This window comes from Paenibacillus plantiphilus (assembly GCF_927798095.1).
GTDB lineage: Bacteria > Bacillota > Bacilli > Paenibacillales > Paenibacillaceae > Paenibacillus_Z > Paenibacillus_Z plantiphilus.
In genome coordinates, this window is record NZ_CAKMMF010000002.1 from 103,726 (window position 1) to 125,104 (window position 21,379).

Consider the following 21,379-nt stretch of genomic DNA (forward strand, 5'->3'; position numbering starts at 1 on the left):
CTATTATGATTGACGCAGAAGCGCTGCGATTTGTTGCGCAGGCCTGCGAGCTTCTTGCTTTAATTTGTCGATCGCAGCGTGGTGAGCTTGCCGCCACGCTTCTCCATCGTCTAGAAGCTTGAGCGCTTCCGCCGCGAATACGGCCGGATCAAGCGATTCGGTGGTGCCGACAGGCGTGAGACCCAATCGATTCAGGAACTGATCGATTTTGGGATCATACGAGAGCCCCAGCATCGGCACCGATTGGTTGGCCGCGTATATGAGCGCATGCAGCCGCATGCCGAATAGCGCGTCGCAGCGGCTGACCTCCAGCAGCATTTGCTGGGGGTCGTCGCCGGGCTCGGCGATCTCGGCTTTACTCGCGCCGAGATCGCCGAGCCGTTCCATCACCCATCGAGACGCCTCTGCGTCTGATGGGGTGTGGAACGGGAGGAACCGCAGCCGCACCGCCCGGCTGCGGGCCAGCGCGCCCAGCGCAGCGGCCGCGCGCGCCGCATAACGCCCGTATAATACGGGATCGTCTTGACGCCTGTCGCATCCTGCAGCAGGCTGCCGCCGCCGCTGATCAAACCGTCGCTCCCGCGAATCGCCCGAATAACCTCGCCAAGGCGCATCCGATGCACGGACTCCACGCCATACATCTGGCTCGTCCATGCCGGATCAATCGACAGGACGACGGGCACAATGGCAATCCCCTGCCGCGCGCCTTCCTCCTGAAGAGCGAATAAAATCGATTTCAATACGGCTTCATCGCCGCTATTGCGATACCCGTAATAGCCGGAAATAACTACGCGCCGGCTTTGAATTGCTGTTTGATCCCTTCCAGCCGTGGTGCTCCCCATCGCCGCCAAACTCCTTCCCCAACCTGCCAAACCGCAATCAATACAAGTCCGAACAGCGCGCCGATGGCAAGACCGAGCGAGACACGAATAAGCGAGATCGCAAGCGGTGTATGAATATGCGCGAATGTATCAACGATTGAGAGCTGGCCGATAGCAGCTACAATAAACAATACCCACGCTGCGCGATAGCGAAGCGCAAGGAAAAGTCCGAACAAGAAGAGCGGATGCGAGAGCATAAATTCCTTGAACCGAGGACGCACCCCGATGGTCGTCTCCAGCAGATTTCGGATAATCATCTCTACGCCTGTAACCTGACCCTCGTTGCCCGTGCGGGACAAATAATACATGCCTGCTGCGCCAAGTATCAGCCCGCCAACAACCCACAGCACCGTAATCGGCATCATGAGCAGCTTGCGCAAATTGCCCAGCACCGAATCGCCCGTGTACAGGAATACATAGAGCGCGGTCAGACCAATCGGCGCCATATGCAGCAAGCCTACACCCCTAAATTGATCAAGCACAAGCGAATATTTGATGCTGTTCAATAAACCGAATACAAACGGCACGCCTGCCAGAGAAATAATGGACGTAGCCGCGAACAAGGCGATCGCCATCTTGAAGCGTCGTCCGGCGGAGAGGCCTGGGAATATCCAGCGTCCTCCCACATTTGCCGCTGTCTCGACATTTGCGCCAACTGCTCTGCGGTTGCCCACCGTATGGGCTCTCACCCGATTAATCGCCCAGATTAAGGCGAGCGTCGGCGCGCTGATAGCCGCTCCAAGCGCCAGACCCTGCTCCAGAATCGACGGCGACAACACATTGAGTCCTGCACTGCCGATAAGACCAATCACAAAGACTGGAATGTTCACGCCAGATACAAAAGCAGCGACAAGCAATACGATAAGAGCAATAGCGCCAAGCGCGACAAGCCCTTTCAGCGCCTTCTGCCAAGCCGTCAGCTCCGTACTGGAATCGAACGCTTCCGCCGTTCCCGCAGAAAAGCCCCATTTCTCAATTTTTGCAATAGCGCCATCCTTGCCGTTCAGCGCCTCATAAATATTGTCCAGCGAGTACGTAATGGACGATTTCGCGGAATCGCTCATCGGCGCTCCGTTCAGATAGAACATCCGGATATTGCGGTCCTTGACCGCAAGCTGGAATCGATCGGCAATCTCATTCGCCTTCATGCCTGCAGCATCAATGTCCGAAAGCGAATAAATTCTGGCCACATTGTAATCGAGCAGATAGCCAAGTGTACCCATACCCTTTTGCGGCTTCGAGTTTTCAATTGCAGCTACGCCGATGCCATGCTTATTAAGTATATCGGCAAAGGTGTATAAGCTCTTCTTCTCTTCATTGTCAGCAAAGCCCTTCACCGCATTCCCGTCGAACAGAATCCGCTTCACGCCTAGCTCCTTGTAGTCGGCTATTAGCCGATCAACAGACTCCACATCATAAGGAACACGGTCCGACAGACGCGGCAGAATGCCAAGATCTGCGTCACGAATCATCTGCAGCGCAATCGGATCAGGACTCATAAGCTTTAATTTAGCATCCTCGTACGGTGTTTCCAGCACAAGTCCGGATCCATTATCGGCCGTAAATGGACGAACTGCAATTCCCCACTTCTCATAAGTCGATTCAATAAGCGGACGCAGCTCGGATTCTTCACGGCTGCCGGCAAAAATAACGTAAGTAAAATTCTCGTTAACCGGCGCCAGCTTGCCATTAATCCCGTTCAAAGCAGCTGAATTGTATACTGACAATCGGCCAGCCCAGCTAAGCTCGTCAAGCGAGCTTTCGAATACGGCCATCGATTGAATGCCCGCTTCCTTCATTTTGCCTAATTGCTCCTGAATAAATTCCTGCGGGCGCGCCTGATAAGAAGCAATTTGAACGAGATCCCGATAATCATACACAAATTCCACCTTATTGGCCGACTGCTCCATTCCCCAACGGGAAATCCCGAGCGGAATTGCGGCAATAATGCCAATCAGGGTCAAAATCAACATGAACGTTTGCGCTTTCCGATTCCATTGCTGCCAGTTTAGCTGCACACTTTCCACTCCTTAAGCCTTGTTGTCTACTCGTTCCATAACCGCCTGCGTCAGGTGCTTCACAGCTGCAACCGCCTCATCCTGCGTCGTTCCGCGAACAGCAAAATATACTTTTATTTTGGGCTCCGTGCCCGATGGGCGAAGACAGAACCACGAGCCGTCGCTTAACATGAATTTAAGCACATTCTCGGCTGGCAGTCCGTCCAGACCCCTCAAATAATCCAGCATCGCATCCACTTTGACACCCGCCACCTCAGATGGCGGATTGCTGCGCCAGTCATCCATGATCGACGCAATTTTCTGCACGCCGTCCAAGCCTTTAAGCGTCCGCGATTCCAGCGCCTCCAGATAAGTCCCGAACTGTGCGTACAGCTCCTGCAGCACATCATACAGCGTTTTTCCCTGGCTCTTATAATAAGCGGCCGCTTCACAGATCAACAGGGAAGCGATAACCGCATCCTTATCACGCGCATACGTGCCTGCCAAATAACCGTAGCTTTCCTCATAGCCAAACAAAAATGTCCGCTCGCCGGACTGTTCATATTGCGTCATTTTCTCACCGATATATTTGAACCCAGTCAGCGTATTGACGACCTCAGCGCCATAATGACGGGCAATATCCGCGCCCATCTCGCTAGTAACAATCGTTTTGACAACTACGCCATTATCCGGAAGCTTGCCCCGTTCCTTCAGTGTACCCAACAAATAATTGACCATTATCGCACCCGATTGGTTGCCAGTCAGCACGACATACTCGCCTTCATTATTGCGGACGACCGCCCCCATGCGATCACAGTCCGGGTCCGTGCCGATAATGATGTCTGCGCCAACCTTTTGCGCCAGTCCAATGGCCAGCGTGAACGCTTCGCGCTCCTCCGGGTTCGGCGATTTCACCGTGCTGAAGTAGCCATCCGGCTGCTCCTGCTCGGGAACAACATAGACATGGCTGAAGCCAGCCTGCTCCAGCACCTGGCGAACAGGCTGATTGCCTGCGCCATGCAGCGGAGTGAACACCACCTTGAACGAGTCTCCAAGTCCGCCATTCTTCAGCAGCTCGCTATTGAGACTGTTGGATACTACCGTGTCCACATACTTGCGGTCTTCCTCTTCATCGAGCCAGCGAAGCAGCCCCTTGGCCTCCGCTTCATCACGGCTCAAGCGACGCACCAAGTCAAAGCTCGTCACCTTCTGAATCGCGCCAATCACCTGCTCCGCATCCTCCGGCACAAGCTGGCAGCCATCCGAGCCATAAGCCTTGAAGCCGTTGTACTCTGGCGGATTATGACTCGCTGTAATAACAATTCCGCTCGTAGCGCCCAGACTGCGTACAGCAAACGACAATTGCGGCGTTGGACGCAGCGAAGGGAATACATAAGCCGTCACTCCGTTGCCGGCAAGCACAAGAGCGGCGTCCAGTGCAAACTGAGGGGAGTTGTTGCGCGAATCATACGCGATCACGACAGAAGGCTTGTCGCTCTTGCCGAGCGCCCACTGGGCAAGCCCTTGCGCTGCTTTGCCGACTGTGTACCTATTCAAGCGATTCGTCCCCGCGCCCATAACACCACGCAAACCGCCCGTTCCGAACTCCAGATCACGGTAGAATCGATCTTCAATTTCCTTGGCATCGCCGGCAAGAGCCGCCAGCTCCTCTTTCGTTGCCTCATCAATAAGCGCGTCATTGAGCCATGCTTCATAACGATTCATTGGTGTCATCTTCATCGATCCATCCTCTCCAGTGAGTCCATATTATATTTATGTAGCCTATCTTTAATGAGAAGCCTGTCTTTGCGTGAGCAGCCCTACTACTCGGGATCTTTCAACGCGAACATAATTTCACCTTCCGCTACGACGTTGTCTCCAACCTTCGCCACAGCTTTACCCTTGCCAATAATTCCTTTCAGACGGATAATCTCGACCTCCAGCGTCAGCGTGTCTCCTGGCGTAACCTGGCCACGGAAGCGGAAATTATCGATGCCTGCGAAGAAGCCGATTTTACCGCGGTTTCCTTCAACCATCAGAATCGCAACCGTCCCTACCTGTGCGAGCGCCTCCACAATAAGAACACCCGGCATAACCGGATATTGCGGAAAGTGGCCGGTGAAGAACGGCTCGTTCATCGTCACATTCTTAATGCCGACAGCACGCTTCCCGACTTCAACCTCCAAAATACGGTCAATGAGCAGAAAAGGCGGTCGATGCGGTATAATTTCCTGGATTTGTCGAATATCTAGCATTAATTTTACCCCTTTCATCATTTCGAGTTATAAAAACATTGTATATTAGCCACAATAAGTCCATCCTTCGTGAACTGCAGACATGGAGGTTGAGATAAGGGGGCTTGGCCGGATGACCCGAAGTGTCTTGCGGCCAAGCTTCTTTTGTGTAACGTCAGGCTTGACGGCGTTCCTTGACTCTGTCACCCTCATCCGTCATAAGCGTCTGTTCCTCCGCAGCAGCCTTCCCCTTGTTCAACCCAACAAACAGAAGGATATAAATGAAGGATGTTACAAAAGAAAAGACGATGACTCCCCACAAATAAGTTTTGGCAAACGGCATTTCGAAGAAAATAAAGAGGATAGCCAAATAATAAAGCACCGTCGTTAATTTCCCCATCCAATTTGCCGGCACTGTCTTCATCCCCCGAAAATGAAAAAATGCCGATCCCGCAATCATGCCCAAATCTCTTATGAAAATAGCAGCTCCAGCGCTCCACGGAATATGTCCGGTAATGAGCAGTGATAGAATGACCGTAATCATCATCGTTTTGTCTGCAAGCGGATCAAGCATGGCGCCAATCGTAGTCACTTGGCCGTTCTTGCGGGCAAGATAACCGTCCAGCACATCGGTCAAGCCAGCAACGACAATAACTGCAAACGCCCATTTCATATATCCAGGTACAAAGATGGCGACGTAAACGGGAATCAGTGCAAACCGCAGCATTGTTAACATATTAGGTAGATTCATACGCTCACGCCTCCTTACCTTTTGGGATGACGCTTCAAAGTTCCCCAACCATTATACCTCTACACTAGGAAAAATAAAACTGTTTGAACAGACGGCTTCCACGCCTTTTGTCCTAATTCCTATATCCTAAATGCACAATTTATATGGAAATTGATGGCGAAAGTCTTCAATTTCGCGTCCTTCTAGCCGTTAACTATATATAGTAGTAGAAATTTTTGAAGCTGGAGGGAAAACTATTCATCATGAACAAATTACAATTGGCCGTTAAGAATCGGCTTGCGCGCTCTTGGCTGGCCAGTATGCTGGCGATCGCTTTGACACTGTCCGCTTTCTCTGGAATCGCATTTGCCGAGGATACCGTAACCGGTATTGAATTCGAAACTATACCATCGCCGGCAAAGCTGTTTGTTGATGACGAAGCCTTAATCCTCAAGTTAAATGCAACGATCCAAGGCACGACCTCTCGCAAGGATGTCACGCAGGATGCAGTATGGGCAACCACCAATTCTTCCGTAGTTAAAGTAGATAAAGGAACCCTGACCGCCATAAGCAACGGCAGTGCGCAAATAAGCGCGCAATACAAGGGCTTCAAGGTAACGCTGAATGTTGCCTCGGAATATAAATATGATAGCGTGAAGATTACTTCTGGTGGCGCAAGCGCCCCTGAAACAGCCGACTTCGAGCTCGGTCAAGCGCCTGTATACGGGCTGACAGCAACGAAGGACGGAGTCGATACGGTTGTGACAACCGGTGTAGAATGGACGAGCTCCAATAGCGAAGTCGCTACAGTCAGCGCCGGTAAAGTAAAGCTTATCTCAGCAGGGGAAGCAACAATAACGAGTAAATACAAGGGACGTTCTGACACCATTAAGCTTAAAGTAACCTCCCCTTACAAGTCTGTAACCATTAATACGCCAGGCAAGCTGGTAGAATTCAAAATGGGCGCAGCCGACGTGCTCTTGTCCGTAACCGCATTGTCGAAGGACGGCAGCGTTGCGAATATTGGCAATGACGCTTATACCTGGACGACCTCCAACGCCGGCATCGTAACAGTTGACAAAGGAACGATTACTCCAGTCGGCACAGGAACTGCAACGATCACAGCATTTCATCTCGGAGCAAGCGATACCATTACCGTAGTTGTGCGCCCTGCCTATGAGGCTATGCGGATCACGCCTAAGGATGAACAGCATCTGACGCTCAGGGACGCTGCCGTGCAGTTCAAGGTAGAGGTGCTTGATAGCCCTTCCATCGTAGAGGATGTAACAGCGCTGGCAACCTGGACCTCCAGCAACGTCTATACAGCAACCGTTAGCAGTAACGGTCTTGTAACACCTAAAGGAATCGGCACAACAATGATCAAGGCAGCTTACAAGGGATTGACCAAGGAAATATCGATCACGGTATATCCTACAGTGAGCGCCCTTACAGTTGCCAAGGACAAAGTAGATGCCTTCATTGATGAGACGATCGCGCTCCCCAAAGTAACCGCCAAATCTCTTGCAGAAGAGACCGTAGACGTGTCTAGCCTTGTGCGCTGGACGAGCAGCAATGAATCCATCGTCGCTTTAGTTGACGGCAAATGGACAGCCAAAGCAGTGGGAACCGCGGAATTAAAAGCCGTTATTCAGAATCATGAAGTGAAAGTAACGATCAACGTGCATGAGAAGCCGGTTCTTCTAACGCCGAGTCAAGAAAATCTATCTGTTGTTATCGGCACAGACACCAAGCTTCCGACAATAACAATGACTAGCGAGAGCGGAGTAGAAACCGATGTAACAGACAAGGTTACGTGGAAGAGCTCTTCCCCATACCTTCTCATCAAAGCGCCTAACGTGAAGGGCTTGCGCGCTGCCAATGCCACATTGACCGCTACTTATCTCGGCAAGTCGACAACGGTCAAAGTGACGATTGAAGAGGAAATTACGAAAGTATTCGTAGAAGCAGCAGCAATATCGCTCAATCCCGGTCGCACCAAATCGATTAAAGTGACCGGCATCTATAAGAGCGGCAAATCCGTATCCATCGGCTCCAAGATGAATTGGACGATTAATCCCGATACGCTTGCTACAATCAATGGCAGCACGATCAAAGCACTGACAGAAGGAACAGGCAAGCTAACCGGAACGTATCAGAAGAAGACTGTAGAAATTATTATCATAGTCAAACATAAGGTCAAGAAGCTGGAAGCATCCGAGAAGACACTAGCCCTTAAACCAGGCGATATCAAAACAATCAAAGTCAGTGCTCTTTACGAGGGCGGCAGAATTGAAGACGCAACAAAAACCGCCGTATGGACAAGCTCCAATACCAAAGTGGCCACCGTATCTGGAGGCGTAATTACTGTTATCGGCAAAGGCTCAGCTACCATTAAAGCCGTCTATGAAGGCAAAAATGTCACAGTAAGAGTAACAGCAAAGCAGTAGGCACAGCAACCTTCAAGCTAAGAAGGGCTGGTTAGGGAAATAACCCCCCTCCCAGCCCCCACATAGAATAAAAAAAGATGCTTCCAGCCCCACTTCTATAGTGGTTTTGGAGGCATCTTCTATGCATCATGCTTATCAATAATTATTCAGCGAATACGAGATCGTACATGTGCTTCCAAGTCGCCCATTGAAAAACATCAGAAGACGGCTTGTTGCCTATAACGACGAACCCGACATATAAACCGACGATCAATATGATGACAAAAAGGATCGGAACGATGCTTTTGATCAGCAACCAGAGAAAAACTCGAAGAGCCAAGGGCTTTTTCGAACGGCCGCTTGGTTGATCCTGCTCTTCACGAGCTTTACTTCGACTTACACGCCCGCTTAATTGTGATGCTCCTGATTCCGGATTATGTCTTGCAGATTCACCTAATAAACCGGATCGCTCCGCATGAGTAACACCTTTATATCCGGCAACAGTCTCTTTATTCGTTTCCATACTTGTTCAACTCATTTCCTACCCGCGCAGATTGTTGGCGAGCCCCATCATCGTTTCGCTTGAGGACAACGCTCTTGCACTTAACTGATAAGCGCGCTGCACATTAATCAGCTCTGTCATTTCTTCAGTAAGATTCACATTGGATTGCTCCAGGTAGCCCTGATGAATCGCTACGCCATTATCTCCACCGGCTGTTATCGTACGTACAATATCATCGGCATTCAGGCCGTCCGCAACAGTGAACAGGTTGTCCGCAACTTGAGTAAGCAGAGCAGGCTTAACCGCTTGTACAACTCTCAGCTGCCCCAGCCCAATCGCTGCTCCTGACACCAGAATACCCTGAACTGTTCCGTCTGCTCCGATCCGGATCGACTTTGCTTCTGCCGGAATGACAATTCGCTGCCCGTTAACACCAGTAAGCGGATAGCCATCCTTAGTCGTCAAAATATTCGTTCCAGCAGCGTCGAAGGAGGCTTGAAGCGCACCACCTCTCGTATAGGCGCGATTGCCTGCTGTATCGGTCATAACCTCGAATAAAGCATCGCCTTCAATGGCGACATCATACTGCTCATTCGTCTGCTGCAGCGGTCCCTGCGACAAATCAGGCTGAATCATTGTCAACCGCGAGCCCCAGCCCTGGTTGAAGCCAAGCGGTGTAAGCCTGCCGGGTTGTGTGAATACCTCCGGCTGCTGCTTGATCGTAGTAAGCAGATCCTCGAAGGTCCCCTGCTTTCGTTTGTAGCCTGCCGTATTTGAATTTGCGATGTTGTCTGCGAGCATATCCAGCTTCTGCTGCAATCCGTTCATCGATACCATCGCGTTAATCATAGAGCCGTTCATGTGGCGGCCTCCTTCAATATCACATCAATAACTGACTCGGTAAATTAGATTCGTCCTACTTCATTGACAGCCTTCTCCAGGCTTCGGTCATAGAACTGAACGACCTTCTGATTCGCTTCATAAGCACGCATGGCGGACATCAGGTCAACCATCGATTGCGCAGGGTCGACATTAGAACGTTCTATGTAGCCTTGACGCACTTCAACGCGATCTCCCGCTTCAAGCGGACGAGCGCTGCCTGGATCGCCCAGTAGACGGAACTTGCCGTCCCCTTCACGAACAAGCTCATTCGGGTTATCCACTCGCGTAAGGAGCAGCCCGCCGACAGAAGCGCCTGTCACGTTATTGATTAATTGAAAATCCGGCGACATGGTCAGCTGATCCATTGAGATGCCCGCAGGCAATTGAATGGGCGTGCCGGCCGCTCCAACCACACGGGAGCCATCTGCCATCGTGAGATAACCCTGCTCGTCCACTGTGAAGTTGCCAGCTCGCGTATAGCGGGTCTCACCGGCCGCATCCTCAATCGTGAAGAATGCCTGTGGCTGGAATGTCAGCTCGCCTTCTTCCGAAACATATTTGCCCGAAGCATCGAATGTGATTCCCGGCACTGCGATATCGGACATGATGGCGAAATCGCTGGATCGATTCGTCTGCATCAGATCGCCCTGCAGCTGGATCTGCAGACTTTCCTCTGCGAAAACACCGGTATTGACCCGTCCGATCGCAGTCTGTCCTTGATCGGCTCCAGTGAGCTGCAGCAGCATCTCCGGGAACGAACGAGTAACCGCGTTATTTTGCTTATAACCCGGCGTGTTAATATTTGAAATATTATTAGTAACCGTATCATGACGGTTCTGCTGCGCGACCATACCTGCGGCAGCTGTATAGAGACCTCTTAACATGGAGCAAACCTCCTGGCATCAAAAGCGTACGCTGCAATCATTTCCGTTTCTATAAGTTATATCGGATAATGAAGCCGCATGATGAATAGACGTCCATGCGGCTTAAGACTCATTTATTCATTCGGCACGCTCCCCTAAAGCGTCCTACCTGTGAACAAATGCTCAGCGCTGCTATTGCTTTCTTGGAACACGGTCCAAGTACTCCAATAGCAATCCCGTTCCCTTAACTACGCAATGCATGGGATCTTCCGCGATTAATACCGGCACCTTGAGCTCTTCCGCCAGCAGCGCATCAAGACCTGACAGCATCGCGCCGCCACCGGTCAGAATAACGCCGCGATCGATAATATCGGCCGACAATTCCGGCGGAGTGCGCTCCAGAACGGATTTTGCCGCCGAGACGATGGACGATACCGGTTCCCATAACGCTTCACGCACTTCACTTGAACGAATCGTTAGCGTCAGCGGAAGACCGGTTACCATGTCACGACCGCGGATATCCATCTCTTCATTGCGACCATCATCATATACCTTGCCGATCTTGATCTTGATGTCTTCGCTTGTCCGTTCCCCGATTAAGAGCTTGTATTTGCTCTTAATATATTTCATAATCGCAGCATCGAACTTGTCCCCTGCGACTTTAATAGAAGAGGCGGTAACGACATCGCCCATAGAAAGGACGGCAACATCTGTCGTACCACCACCGATATCAACAACCATATTCCCGCTAGGCTGGTATATATCCATCCCTGCGCCGATTGCTGCCGCTTTCGGTTCCTCTTCCAAAAACACGTCTTTAGCTCCGCTTCGTTCAGCCGCTTCCCGAATCGCCTTCTGCTCCACGGAAGTAATATTCGTGGGCGCGCAAATAAGAATTCGCGGACGGCTGTACCAGGAGCGGCCGCCGACACGGCTAATAAAAGCTTTAAGCATTAATTCTGTAATTTCAAAATCGGCGATAACGCCGTCCCGGAGCGGGCGTATGGCGATTATATTGCCTGGTGTCCGTCCCACCATACGGTGTGCTTCTTCTCCAACAGCCAGCACACGCTTCGTCTCGCTTTCGATCGCGACAACCGAAGGCTCATCGAGAACGACGCCCCTTCCCTTCACATGAATAGAGACATTCGCTGTACCAAGATCAATTCCTATATCCTTGCTAAACATAAGTCGTAGGTCCTCCAACGCGAATAGTAGTCGATTCAATGTTCATCTCGTACAGTATTCGCTAAATTGAACGAAATTCCTCTATTTTTGTAGAAAAAATCGCTTACGATTTTGCTGCAGCCAGAACCTCGCGTTTACGGCCGCTGGATTTCTTATATTTGATTTTTGTCGCTTCCCCTCCCCTCAGGTGCCGGATCGATTTGTGGTACTCCAGAATGTGCTTCACCTGGTCCGCCAAATCAGGATTTATTTCCGGTAGACGCTCGGTCAAATCCTTATGAACCGTGCTTTTGGAGACGCCAAACTCTTTGGCTATCGTTCGTACCGTATGCTTCGTCTCGACGATACAACGGCCGATCTTTATGGTCCGTTCCTTGATGTAATCGTGCACGTTCCCGCCTCCCTACTCGAGATAGTTTGGTACAGTATATGAGGGGTACGGGTATATATTCTTTATGTCCAAGCGTGACAAGCTCAGATCATGCAAATATTTTCAAAAAAGCGATCTTGAGCAAAAGCGGCAAACACTCTGGAAACGAGCAAAAAGACAGGGAAGTCCCTGCCTTTGCCATGCCCTGCCGCAAAGAGCGAACAAGCTCTACTGCTCCAGCAGAATATTCGGGTTCATTGCCTTGCCATTCTCCCGCACCTCAAAGTGCAGATGGCTGCCAAGATCCTTCTCAAGCTCGCTGCGTCCAGCTTTCGCAATCAGCGTGCCCTGTCTTACTTCATCGCCAACCTTCACCTGCACGTCCGAGAGACTTTGATACACCGTTACAATTCCATCCGCATGCTTAATCTCAATAATGTGGCCAATGAGAGGATGCTGCTCCACAACCGTCACCTTGCCGCTGAGAGCTGCCATGACATCGAAGGGCTTATCATTCTTGCTTGTCAAGTCAATGCCCATATGCGGTGTAAACGTATTTCCAGTCTGAACCATTGCCGCCTGACGCTCCTCACTTGGAGCTTCGGAATCATAGAATGGGGCAGTTACAGTCAGTTCGGCATGATTGAGCACTGGCCATTGCAGCGTCTCATTGGACGATGCCACTTCCAGCGTGTCGCTGTCGATTGCTGCGTCCGTCCCTTCATCTGTACCTTGACTGACCTCGAGGCTCTTGTTGCCAGTAGTCGTAGATGCTTTGTCCGCTCCTCCGTAGATCCACATTAAGGTTACGATGATTGCTGCCGCGGCCATAAATGCTGATGGTGCTGTCCATTTCTTCGACAACAGCTTTCTCCATGCTGATGGCCTTACAGCAGTTTCTCCCATTCCGAGCGATTTGGGAGCATCTTCTTTAAGCTTGGATTTGTTTTGATCATTCATTATCCATCACCTCACTAGCCATTGTTGCCACAACCTAGCAGATTATACGTGAGGGATAACATTTTTTAAGATTTCAAGATGAACCCGGTATTGGTAGTTTAGAAGCTTGTTCAACCTGCGTGCCCGTGTAGTAATGAGAAATGATTTGCTCCGCTGTGCTTCCCTCCTTGGCCATTCCGTTTGCTCCCCACTGACTCATGCCAACGCCATGACCGAAGCCATACGTAGTAATAGAGATAAACTCCTGCTCTATCGTCCAATTGAATTGGGAAGACGCAAGCCCCAGCTTCTCCCTCACCTCGCGCCCGCTAAATCTTTTCTTGCCTATCGCGACCTCCTTCACCCGCTTGCCTTCCGTAGTCTCAATAACCCGCATGCTTCGAATTTCATTGGCCTTCACACCCAGCCTTTCGGCTGCATCAGACAGCTTGAACGTTGTTATTTCCTTGTAGCGGGGCGATAAATCCTTATCCCAAGGACTTGCCACACTCCGCAAATAGGGCAGGTCCATCGACCAGTAATCCGCTGCATTCTCCGTAAATCCATTACTCGTAGAGAAGAACGCCGCTTGTATCGGCTCATTCCCATAAGTAATAATTTGACCCTTCGTCTCTTCGACCGCCTGATTGAGTTTGTTCAGATTAACCTTCTTCTGCTCTCCTTTCCAGCGGGAAAACAGCTCGTTTAACGAAAGATACACTTGGTGCTTTACCGAATCAGTTACATCAGCGTTCGCTGCATTCGGCGGCAGGCCGTCATTCTCTCCCGCATACAATCTGCGGTATATATAGGTCCTTGCGGCAATCGCTTGCGCCTTGAGCGCTTCCAGCTCGAATTCTATGGGCATCTCAGCAGCAAGGACACCTCTTACATAAAGCTCGATCGGCAGCTTCTCCATTCGCTTGTCCGTTGCCAAATAGACTTGCACGCGAAGCCGATCATAACTGCTGAGCTTGTCCCCTGTCGAAACATTCTTGTCCGATTGACCCTTACGAATCTGTGCGGGGGATTCTGCCTTTGATGCAGCAACCGGCAACTGCTGCTCTTCCTCGACAACGACATGAACCGGCAAACTCCGCTCCTCCTGGTGCGGAAATATATGAGTCAGAGCAAATCCTTTTACAAGAGCAACAACAGCCACTCCACCAGCAAAAAAAATCCACCAACGCCCCGTGCCAAATCTCCATCGGTATTGCTTATCAGCATTCCAGCGCAACCGTCCCATCGCAATCTCCTTCCTCTTTCAACTTTCATGCTCTAAAGTCTATGAATGCAATTGATAGGATAGTACATTGGATTGACAAAGCGGCTGCGAGTGCATCCGGGGCTCGTTTGACAGACCTTATGGGCGGTTAGGGGGCAGGGCTATGACCTATTTCGCGCCTTTTGGCCACTATCCCCAAGACTCAGTTAAGATGCCAGCATGCGTATCCGATTATATTCCATACTTCCATCTCCATGTTCAAAAGCGTACCTTGAATAAACCGCCAATAATAATTTTAGGATTATGGAAAATTTTTGTTGAAATAAGAACGTTTGTTTGTTATTATTCGAATAGGAACAAACGTTCTTATTTATTGTGTGTTCCTCGGGGATGCTTCAACTTCCGGGCTTTCAACTAATTTGAATTTGCATGAACGGATTAGGGCAAATCGGATAGAGGAAACTGGAGGACTGAGGAATGTACAAGCACACGGGCCGCGTGAAGAAAAATTTCGATAAGGCGAAGCTTGAGCAACCGACTTTCGGTAAGACGACGAACGTTACAACAATGATTGAGAAGATACAGCTCGAAAAGGCAAAGCTCATGAAAGCGATGTTAGAAAAGGTCCAGTATGGGAAGAGAACACGCGGGGCGGGTTCGATCGAGAACTCACATCTCGGTCAGAAAACAGATAGAGAGGTTTTACTCGATAAGACAACACGTAGAGAGGTTTTATTCGACAAGACAAATTTTGAGAAATTAAGTTCGAAACAGCATGGATCTGTTCCATTAGAGAATCTCGGTTTCGGGATGTTCGGTTCGGAGAAATTGAGCTTCGAAGAATTTTGCAGCCGCTTCCACTCCGAGGAGGTCTGTATCGAAGCTTTGTTTAAATCCAAATGGCCTAAAGGCTACTGTTGCCCTCGCTGCGGCTATACACGCGCTTGCGAAATTCGTACTCGCCGACTCCCTTTATACGAATGTCTTGTTTGCCACTATCAGGTTTCTCTTATTAAAGATACCGTTATGGAAGGCAGCCGCACTTCTTTAACCAAGTGGTTCCAAGCCATTTTTCTATTGGCCTGCCCTCATATGGTTATGAATGCTGTCAAGCTTGCCGCTGCCATCAGTGTCACTTATAAAACAGCATGGCTAATCCTGCACAAGCTTCGCTTCATCATTATTCAAGCAAATGCAAGCATGCTTCTTGAGGGCACAGTGCGCGTGAATGCAGCCGTCTATGGCAGACCTTATAATCCGACCGTTCATCGGCATAAACAAGAACATCCGCTATTGGTCGGCGCTTCCCTCGATCCGCAAGGGGAGTTGACTCATATCAAAATCAAACAACTGCTCCCTGAGCACCTCTCCCCTAATGGCGTGTTGCGTTACGGTACTGACCATTTTGTGAAGCATAATGTATCCTCCTCCAAGGTGTCTGACATTGCCATTGAAACCAGACGATATTATCTTCGTGGATATCAGCCGCTGCTTCTTTGCTGCAAAAGGGCTAGCAACTGGATGAATGAGGTGTATCATGGCATCGGCCCCAAACATCTACAAGCTTATTTGGACGAATTCTGTTTCCATTGGAATCATCCCATGCAGAACGTATCAGCTATTAATCGGCTATTCCAGTTAGCAGCCTCAACAAAGACTATCACATATGCCACATTAACACGCAACGACAGAGCCTCTTTAAAACAAGTCTTAAACTCGTCAGCTGCCTAAACGGCAAGAAGCGGAGCAGGAAATTAGGATACTGTAGAAGTATTAGGTTCACCTTTCTTTCCAGAATCCAACCCTGACTCCTCTCATCAGAAAAACGGGGAATAACAGCGCTCGCTCGGAAGTTCATTCTGCCCCCCGTAGCGGCTTTTGTTGCTATTTTAGTAAATCACGCTATTGATAAGAAGAAACTAGCCGGGACGGAAGTAAACAGCTTCGATGAAAAACAAGGTAAAGAAGGTAAGAAAGTAATGACGGCTCCGTCGATTGAGGCTCTAATACTGATCAGAATAACCCTCCGATCCCGTAGAGGCGTGTTCGATGAGACATCAACCATGGATGCTTCTTATGAGCCTTCAGAAAGATGCTTGTTCAATGAGTCCGTCAATCATGGATGCTTTTTATAGGCCTTCAGAAAGATGCTTGTTCTATCAGTTCGTCAATCATGGATTTTGGTTTTGAGCCTTCAGCGATATCTTAAGCAGTTTCTGCATCATGCACAGCAGTTAGCGCTCGATGGGGCGACACATATTCGCAGTCAAAGACATAAATTTGAAGTTGAAGCTCAAGCATGAGCACACGGCATTACTAGCGCCAAATTTGTTTCAATGAAATCTGAGCCATGGGGATAGTGGCCATAAGGTATAAAAAGGTACTGTGATGGTCAGGGGGGCTACTATGCAAGGAACTGTTGGATTAAAGAAAGCACCCTTCTTCATAAAAGAAACTGAAGAAGGGTGCTGTATGCACTTGTTATTTTATGCCCAGGTTGGTTGAGCTTTGATTCGCGGGATTTCTTTGTCCCTCTTGAAATCATAATCAGCCGGTTCTTTAAGCTTCTCAACCGCTGCAGTCTCCGCCACTGGGAGAACGGTCATTTCCGTACTCTCTACTCGTGCAATTTGAGCACCTAATGCTGCAAGCTTGCCCGTTATATCGACATAACCGCGGTCAACATGGTGGATGCCGGAAATTTCTGTTTCACCATCGGCGAACAAGGCTGCACAGACCAGCGCTGCGCCTGCACGCAAATCAGTCGCCCGCACCTTGGCACCGGAAAGCGGAAATCCGCCGCTAATGATAGCCGTACGGCCTTCTACCTTAATCTGACCGCTCATGCGCTGGAATTCTTCGACATGCATGTAACGATTCTCAAACACGGTTTCCGTTACAATGCTTGTTCCCTCAGAAACCATCAGCAAGGCCATCATCTGAGACTGCATATCTGTCGGAAATCCCGGGTAAGGCAATGTTTTCACATCGACTGCCTTAAGACTGCGAGACGCATTCACCCGAATGCCATTATCGGACTCTGTAATCTCTACACCCATTTCTTGCATTTTGGATATAACAGGTGCCAAGTGATCCGCAATAGCACCTTCAATATGAACGTCGCCGCCTGTGATCGCAGCTGCTATCATATAAGTACCCGCTTCAACGCGGTCAGGAATTACTGTATGTGCAACACCATTTAATTGCTCTACGCCCTCAATCCGTATCAGCCCTGTACCCGCCCCGCGAACTACAGCGCCCATTGCATTCAGATAGTTAGCGAGATCTACGATTTCTGGTTCCTTAGCCGCATTCTCAATTATCGTTGTGCCCTGAGCAAGCGAGGCTGCCATCATAATATTCTCAGTTGCGCCAACGCTGGCAACATCGAGGTATATCTTGGCACCCTTCAGGCGATTCTCTGTACGAGCTTCAATGTAGCCTTGACCTAGAACAATCTCGGCTCCCATCGCTTCAAAGCCCTTCAAATGCTGATCGATCGGACGAGTCCCGATGGCGCATCCGCCCGGAAGTGAAATTCTGGCACATCCAAGCCGAGCAAGCAGCGGTCCCATAACGAGAAACGAGGCCCGCATCTTACGAACTAGTTCATAAGGAGCTTCAAATGATGTAAGCTGCTGCGCGGAGATGCGCATCGTCTCGTTCTCGTATGTTAACTTTCCGCCTAAGGCAGAAAGTACTTGTTGTATCGTAATAACGTCGTCAAGAAAGGGGACGTCAGATATGACGCTCTCTCCTTCTTTTGCTAGTAATGTGGCCGCGAGAATTGGCAGTACAGCGTTCTTAGCGCCGCTTACTTTAACATTCCCGGAAAGTCGCTGACCACCGCGGACGATTATTTTGCTCATCTTAAGGTTTCCCTCCGCGCGCAGTAGATTGTTATACCTAATTCTGAAAATTATGGTACTAGGGTACAATACCCAACCCTCATCTTAACATCCATTTACACAAATCGACAAGCGTTATTTTCTTCCTGTCGAATTTGGACATTCTATATCATTCGGAATCGGATTCATTTTTGCTACCGTCATGTATTACCCATTGTTGACATGTTTCAGCATTGTTATTCGACTAGCCCTCGAAGCAGGCCTGACCACTTCCAATAGTCAAGCAAAAACCCGGCCAATAAGTGCCCCATAATGACTGCCAGCATGATTTGCAATATACGAGCTTGAATGCTTCGCGGTCTTCGCAGCAATTGTTCCAGCTTCACTTCCTGCAGCACCATCCATGCCGCAACGATGGCGAAAAGCTCAACTATGATGGACAATAATGCTTGCTGACCAGCTGTTTGGGCAATCTGATTCAAATCCATTTCAATCCTCCAAATGATAAGCGAAATTTATAAGTTACTTTAATGCCCGTATGAGTGTTGATGCAAACTCAGCCCTGCTTGCATGCTGCTCCGGCTTGAACAAGGCATTGGGATACCCGCCAATCAACTGCTCCTGTTTCATGGCAAGAAGCGCACCTGCCGACCATCGTGTTTGCTCCACATCAGTGAATGGATCTTGAACCGGTTTCACTGTTCGCAGCTTTAGCGCTCTGGCAAGCATTACAGACATTTCTTCACGGGTAATGGATTTGTCGGGTCCAAATTTCCCATCTGGATATCCTGCCGCCCATTCTGCTCCAACTGCTCTTGTTATCGCTCCATGAGCCCAATGCTTGGTCGATACATCATTGAATACTGCGGAGCCGCCGCCACTGGGATTAAAAGCCCGAACAAGCATCGATACGGCTTCTGCTCTCGTTATTCGACGATTAGGTTCAAAACGGTAGCCGCCATTGCCGCCTATAATTCCTTTACTCTTAAGCTGGACGATAACTGATTCAGCCCAATGTCCGGCGATATCTCGAAAATCCGCCACCATCTCATCCGCATTAATACGTACTGTGTAATATTGCTTGTCAAAAGGGGCAGCTGCGGTCATTTTGAAATAATATACGCCTGGCTCCAGTATCTCTTCCTTAACCATTACTGTGCGGTTTTTATCAGATTGAAGCGAGTATATCGATTTCTGACGCTTGTCAAACCATTCTGCCTTCATACGAGTGTCGGTTGGAATTCCGCTCACTGTTAAACGGACTATGCTCCGTTTGGTCAATCGAAGCTGATACCAATCCACATCGTTCTTGGAACTAAATACGCCTACGTATTCGGAGCCCGGCTTAATTCCAGTCGCTTCATATGATTTGTCGTTCGGTTCATTTGGATCGGTATACCGGGTCTGGAATTCGATTTGAAGCTGATATTGTGATGCAGTTGGGCTCGCTTGTGCCGACATGGCATTATGAACGCGAATATAATAGGCACCTGGCGAGACCGATATTGCCCCCGACGCTTCTCCTTCGCCTTCTGAGTTCTCATCAAGCTCTTGCATAGCATCATCTCTGGGTTGAATAGCCAGAGCAAGATCCACTCGTGCTGAATCGGTTGATGCTGAGAGCTTCAATGTTCCCCCCGTTGTGAAATTAATAACATACCAGTCACGATCCCCTGTTTGATGAAAGTTGCCTGTTATCGTCTGGCTTTTTGGAGCAAGCGTCGACGCTTCATATTGTTTATCATTGCTTTCATACTCATCAGGACTTACATTGAATGTCGATGTCAATAAATACGGCAGCTGCATTTGGGTAACCTGCTTGAAAAACTTCAGTTCAAAGTAGTTGCGCCCTTTTTTAACCTTCCATTCTATAGTCTGATTGCCCAGCTTCGTTTCTTTGGAGCTCTGCGCTTTGTTCCCGGCATAATGCGTCATCTGGACCGTGGGAAGCGTAGCTCCAGCATTAATGATCCCTTGAAATTGTATCGATATAACGCCATCGAATGGCGCCTCAATGATGTACCAATCTCTATCCTTGCCGCCGCTGAGCTCTGCCGATATTTTGGAGCCTAACGGAAATCGTCTCGCATTATCCCGACTGTCATTCGGTTCATATGCATCTGTCTTAAGCTCAAGGGTAAGCGCATGTTTAAGTTGAAGCAGACCGTAACCGGTCTTATTATCGAATCCAGCAGCTCCTATATCCTTGGCGCTTTGCCTCAATGCCGCACGGACTTGGTAGGGTTTATATTCCGGATGCACCGACCAGACAAGCGCCGCTGCGGCTGCAGCTTGAGGTGCTGCCATTGATGTGCCTTCTTCATGCTTGTAACCACCGCCAAGCGCAGTTGTGTACACATTCCAAGGTGCCGCAATATCGATTTCTGAACCCGGATTGGATCTGGGCTCCGGCTTACCGTCAGATGTCGCTCCCGATACGGCAAGAACTGTTGGGTATGCAGCCGGGTACTTCACCTCCGCCTTAGATCCGAGCGCCAATCCGTCATTACCGCTGGCCGCTACAAGCAGCACACCCTTGCTCTCGGCATACAGCGCAATGTCCTTTAAGAAAGGTGAATAACGGTATAGGCCTACGGAAAGCACGACGATGCGCGCACCGTTTTTGACCGCATACAGAATCGCTTCGCCCAGTCGCTCCTCGTCTCCATAGCCTTCGCTATCAAGTGCTTTGATGGGCATGATTTTGGCACGCCACAGTATACCGGCAATGCCCTTCTCATTATTGCCTTCAGCTGCCAGCACTCCCGCCACACTCGTTCCATGTCCGTTGTCATCCTCTGGCGGCTTGCCCGGCGACACGAGGTTCCTGCCCTCAACCAAATTATCCTTCAAATCTGGATGATCGATATCCACTCCTGTATCGACAAGCGCAATCGTGATATCCCGCTGGTCATGAGCGATAGCCCATGCTTCCTTGGCCCCAATCTGATCCAAATGCTTTTGCTTGGATAGCTCAGGGTCGTTGGTTGCTGTCGCCGACAACAGCTCGACTCTGCTGTTGGGATGCACGTATTCGACGCCCGGCGTTTCGCTGAGCCGCCGGAGCCATTCTTCGACGTCCGCCCCAGGGTCCTGGGGGCGGACAATGTCTACCGCCGCCGGGGTATCCAGGCGGTGGAGCAGCTTTGTCCCGTGCAGAGGCTTCGCCTGCGCGGGGTCGCGCCATTTGAGGAGCCAGCTTCGCGGCTCCTCGCCTGCGCCTTCGGCGGCGGCGGGGTCGGCTGGCTCCGCCAGGCCGATCGCGCTCTCCGCCGCCGAAGGCGCAGGAGCGGT

General features: G+C 50.0%; 16 protein-coding genes and 1 pseudogene. 2 read left to right on the top strand and 15 right to left on the bottom strand.

Going from position 1 to position 21,379, the window contains the following annotated elements:
* Nucleotides 1–3: 3 nt before the first annotated feature.
* The 5 genes and pseudogenes from L6H65_RS01885 to L6H65_RS01905 form a co-directional block, all read right to left on the bottom strand.
* Nucleotides 4–842, bottom strand: a pseudogene (locus L6H65_RS01885) (polysaccharide pyruvyl transferase family protein).
* Entirely contained in the window at nucleotides 788–2,854 is a 2,067-nt protein-coding gene (locus L6H65_RS01890; RefSeq protein ID WP_371877624.1) for a DUF5693 family protein, read from the bottom strand. The pseudogene L6H65_RS01885 and the gene L6H65_RS01890 overlap by 55 nt, the downstream one beginning before the upstream one ends.
* A 57-nt stretch (nucleotides 2,855–2,911) precedes the next feature.
* Nucleotides 2,912–4,618, bottom strand: coding sequence for a phospho-sugar mutase (locus L6H65_RS01895; protein ID WP_371877617.1), 1,707 nt, complete (start codon nucleotides 4,616–4,618; stop codon nucleotides 2,912–2,914).
* 83 nt (nucleotides 4,619–4,701) lie between these two features.
* The gene (gene fabZ, locus L6H65_RS01900; protein ID WP_236338626.1) at nucleotides 4,702–5,133 is read right to left on the bottom strand and encodes a 3-hydroxyacyl-ACP dehydratase FabZ; all 432 of its coding nucleotides are present in this window, start codon (nucleotides 5,131–5,133) and stop codon (nucleotides 4,702–4,704) included.
* A gap of 154 nt (nucleotides 5,134–5,287) precedes the next feature.
* Entirely contained in the window at nucleotides 5,288–5,863 is a 576-nt protein-coding gene (locus L6H65_RS01905) for a CDP-alcohol phosphatidyltransferase family protein (RefSeq protein WP_236338627.1), read from the bottom strand.
* A 242-nt stretch (nucleotides 5,864–6,105) separates the two neighbouring features.
* Between L6H65_RS01905 and L6H65_RS01910 the strand changes: the two genes are divergently transcribed.
* The gene (locus tag L6H65_RS01910) at nucleotides 6,106–8,289 is read left to right on the top strand and encodes an Ig-like domain-containing protein (protein WP_236338628.1); all 2,184 of its coding nucleotides are present in this window, start codon (nucleotides 6,106–6,108) and stop codon (nucleotides 8,287–8,289) included.
* 142 nt (nucleotides 8,290–8,431) lie between these two features.
* Here L6H65_RS01910 and L6H65_RS01915 read toward each other — a convergent pair whose 3' ends face one another.
* From L6H65_RS01915 to spoIID, 7 genes are all read right to left on the bottom strand, one after another.
* On the bottom strand, nucleotides 8,432–8,791 hold the full coding sequence (locus tag L6H65_RS01915; protein WP_236338629.1) for a DNA-directed RNA polymerase subunit beta: 360 nt from the start codon (nucleotides 8,789–8,791) through the stop codon (nucleotides 8,432–8,434).
* A gap of 18 nt (nucleotides 8,792–8,809) precedes the next feature.
* Complete coding sequence (locus L6H65_RS01920; protein ID WP_236338630.1) at nucleotides 8,810–9,631, bottom strand: flagellar hook-basal body protein; 822 nt, start codon at nucleotides 9,629–9,631, stop codon at nucleotides 8,810–8,812.
* Between the two features lie 44 nt (nucleotides 9,632–9,675).
* Nucleotides 9,676–10,536, bottom strand: a complete 861-nt coding sequence (locus L6H65_RS01925) for a flagellar hook-basal body protein (protein ID WP_236338631.1) — start codon at nucleotides 10,534–10,536, stop codon at nucleotides 9,676–9,678.
* A gap of 171 nt (nucleotides 10,537–10,707) precedes the next feature.
* On the bottom strand, nucleotides 10,708–11,703 hold the full coding sequence (locus tag L6H65_RS01930; RefSeq protein ID WP_236338632.1) for a rod shape-determining protein: 996 nt from the start codon (nucleotides 11,701–11,703) through the stop codon (nucleotides 10,708–10,710).
* Between the two features lie 103 nt (nucleotides 11,704–11,806).
* Entirely contained in the window at nucleotides 11,807–12,094 is a 288-nt protein-coding gene (gene spoIIID, locus L6H65_RS01935; protein WP_090575384.1) for a sporulation transcriptional regulator SpoIIID, read from the bottom strand.
* Nucleotides 12,095–12,301: 207 nt separating this feature from the next.
* On the bottom strand, nucleotides 12,302–13,033 hold the full coding sequence (locus tag L6H65_RS01940; RefSeq protein ID WP_236338633.1) for a M23 family metallopeptidase: 732 nt from the start codon (nucleotides 13,031–13,033) through the stop codon (nucleotides 12,302–12,304).
* A gap of 73 nt (nucleotides 13,034–13,106) precedes the next feature.
* A complete protein-coding gene (spoIID, locus tag L6H65_RS01945) occupies nucleotides 13,107–14,105 on the bottom strand; it encodes a stage II sporulation protein D (RefSeq protein WP_236338634.1) in 999 nt (332 codons plus the stop codon).
* Between the two features lie 609 nt (nucleotides 14,106–14,714).
* Here spoIID and L6H65_RS01950 point away from each other — a divergent pair.
* Nucleotides 14,715–15,968, top strand: a complete 1,254-nt coding sequence (locus tag L6H65_RS01950) for a transposase (RefSeq protein ID WP_236338636.1) — start codon at nucleotides 14,715–14,717, stop codon at nucleotides 15,966–15,968.
* 755 nt (nucleotides 15,969–16,723) lie between these two features.
* Here L6H65_RS01950 and murA read toward each other — a convergent pair.
* From murA to L6H65_RS01965, 3 genes are all read right to left on the bottom strand, one after another.
* Complete coding sequence (gene murA, locus L6H65_RS01955) at nucleotides 16,724–18,106, bottom strand: UDP-N-acetylglucosamine 1-carboxyvinyltransferase (RefSeq protein WP_236338637.1); 1,383 nt, start codon at nucleotides 18,104–18,106, stop codon at nucleotides 16,724–16,726.
* A 215-nt stretch (nucleotides 18,107–18,321) separates the two neighbouring features.
* The gene (locus tag L6H65_RS01960; RefSeq protein ID WP_236338638.1) at nucleotides 18,322–18,573 is read right to left on the bottom strand and encodes a DUF1146 domain-containing protein; all 252 of its coding nucleotides are present in this window, start codon (nucleotides 18,571–18,573) and stop codon (nucleotides 18,322–18,324) included.
* 34 nt (nucleotides 18,574–18,607) lie between these two features.
* Nucleotides 18,608–21,379: S8 family serine peptidase (locus L6H65_RS01965; RefSeq protein ID WP_236338639.1), on the bottom strand; the 2,772-nt coding region annotated here is incomplete at its 5' end.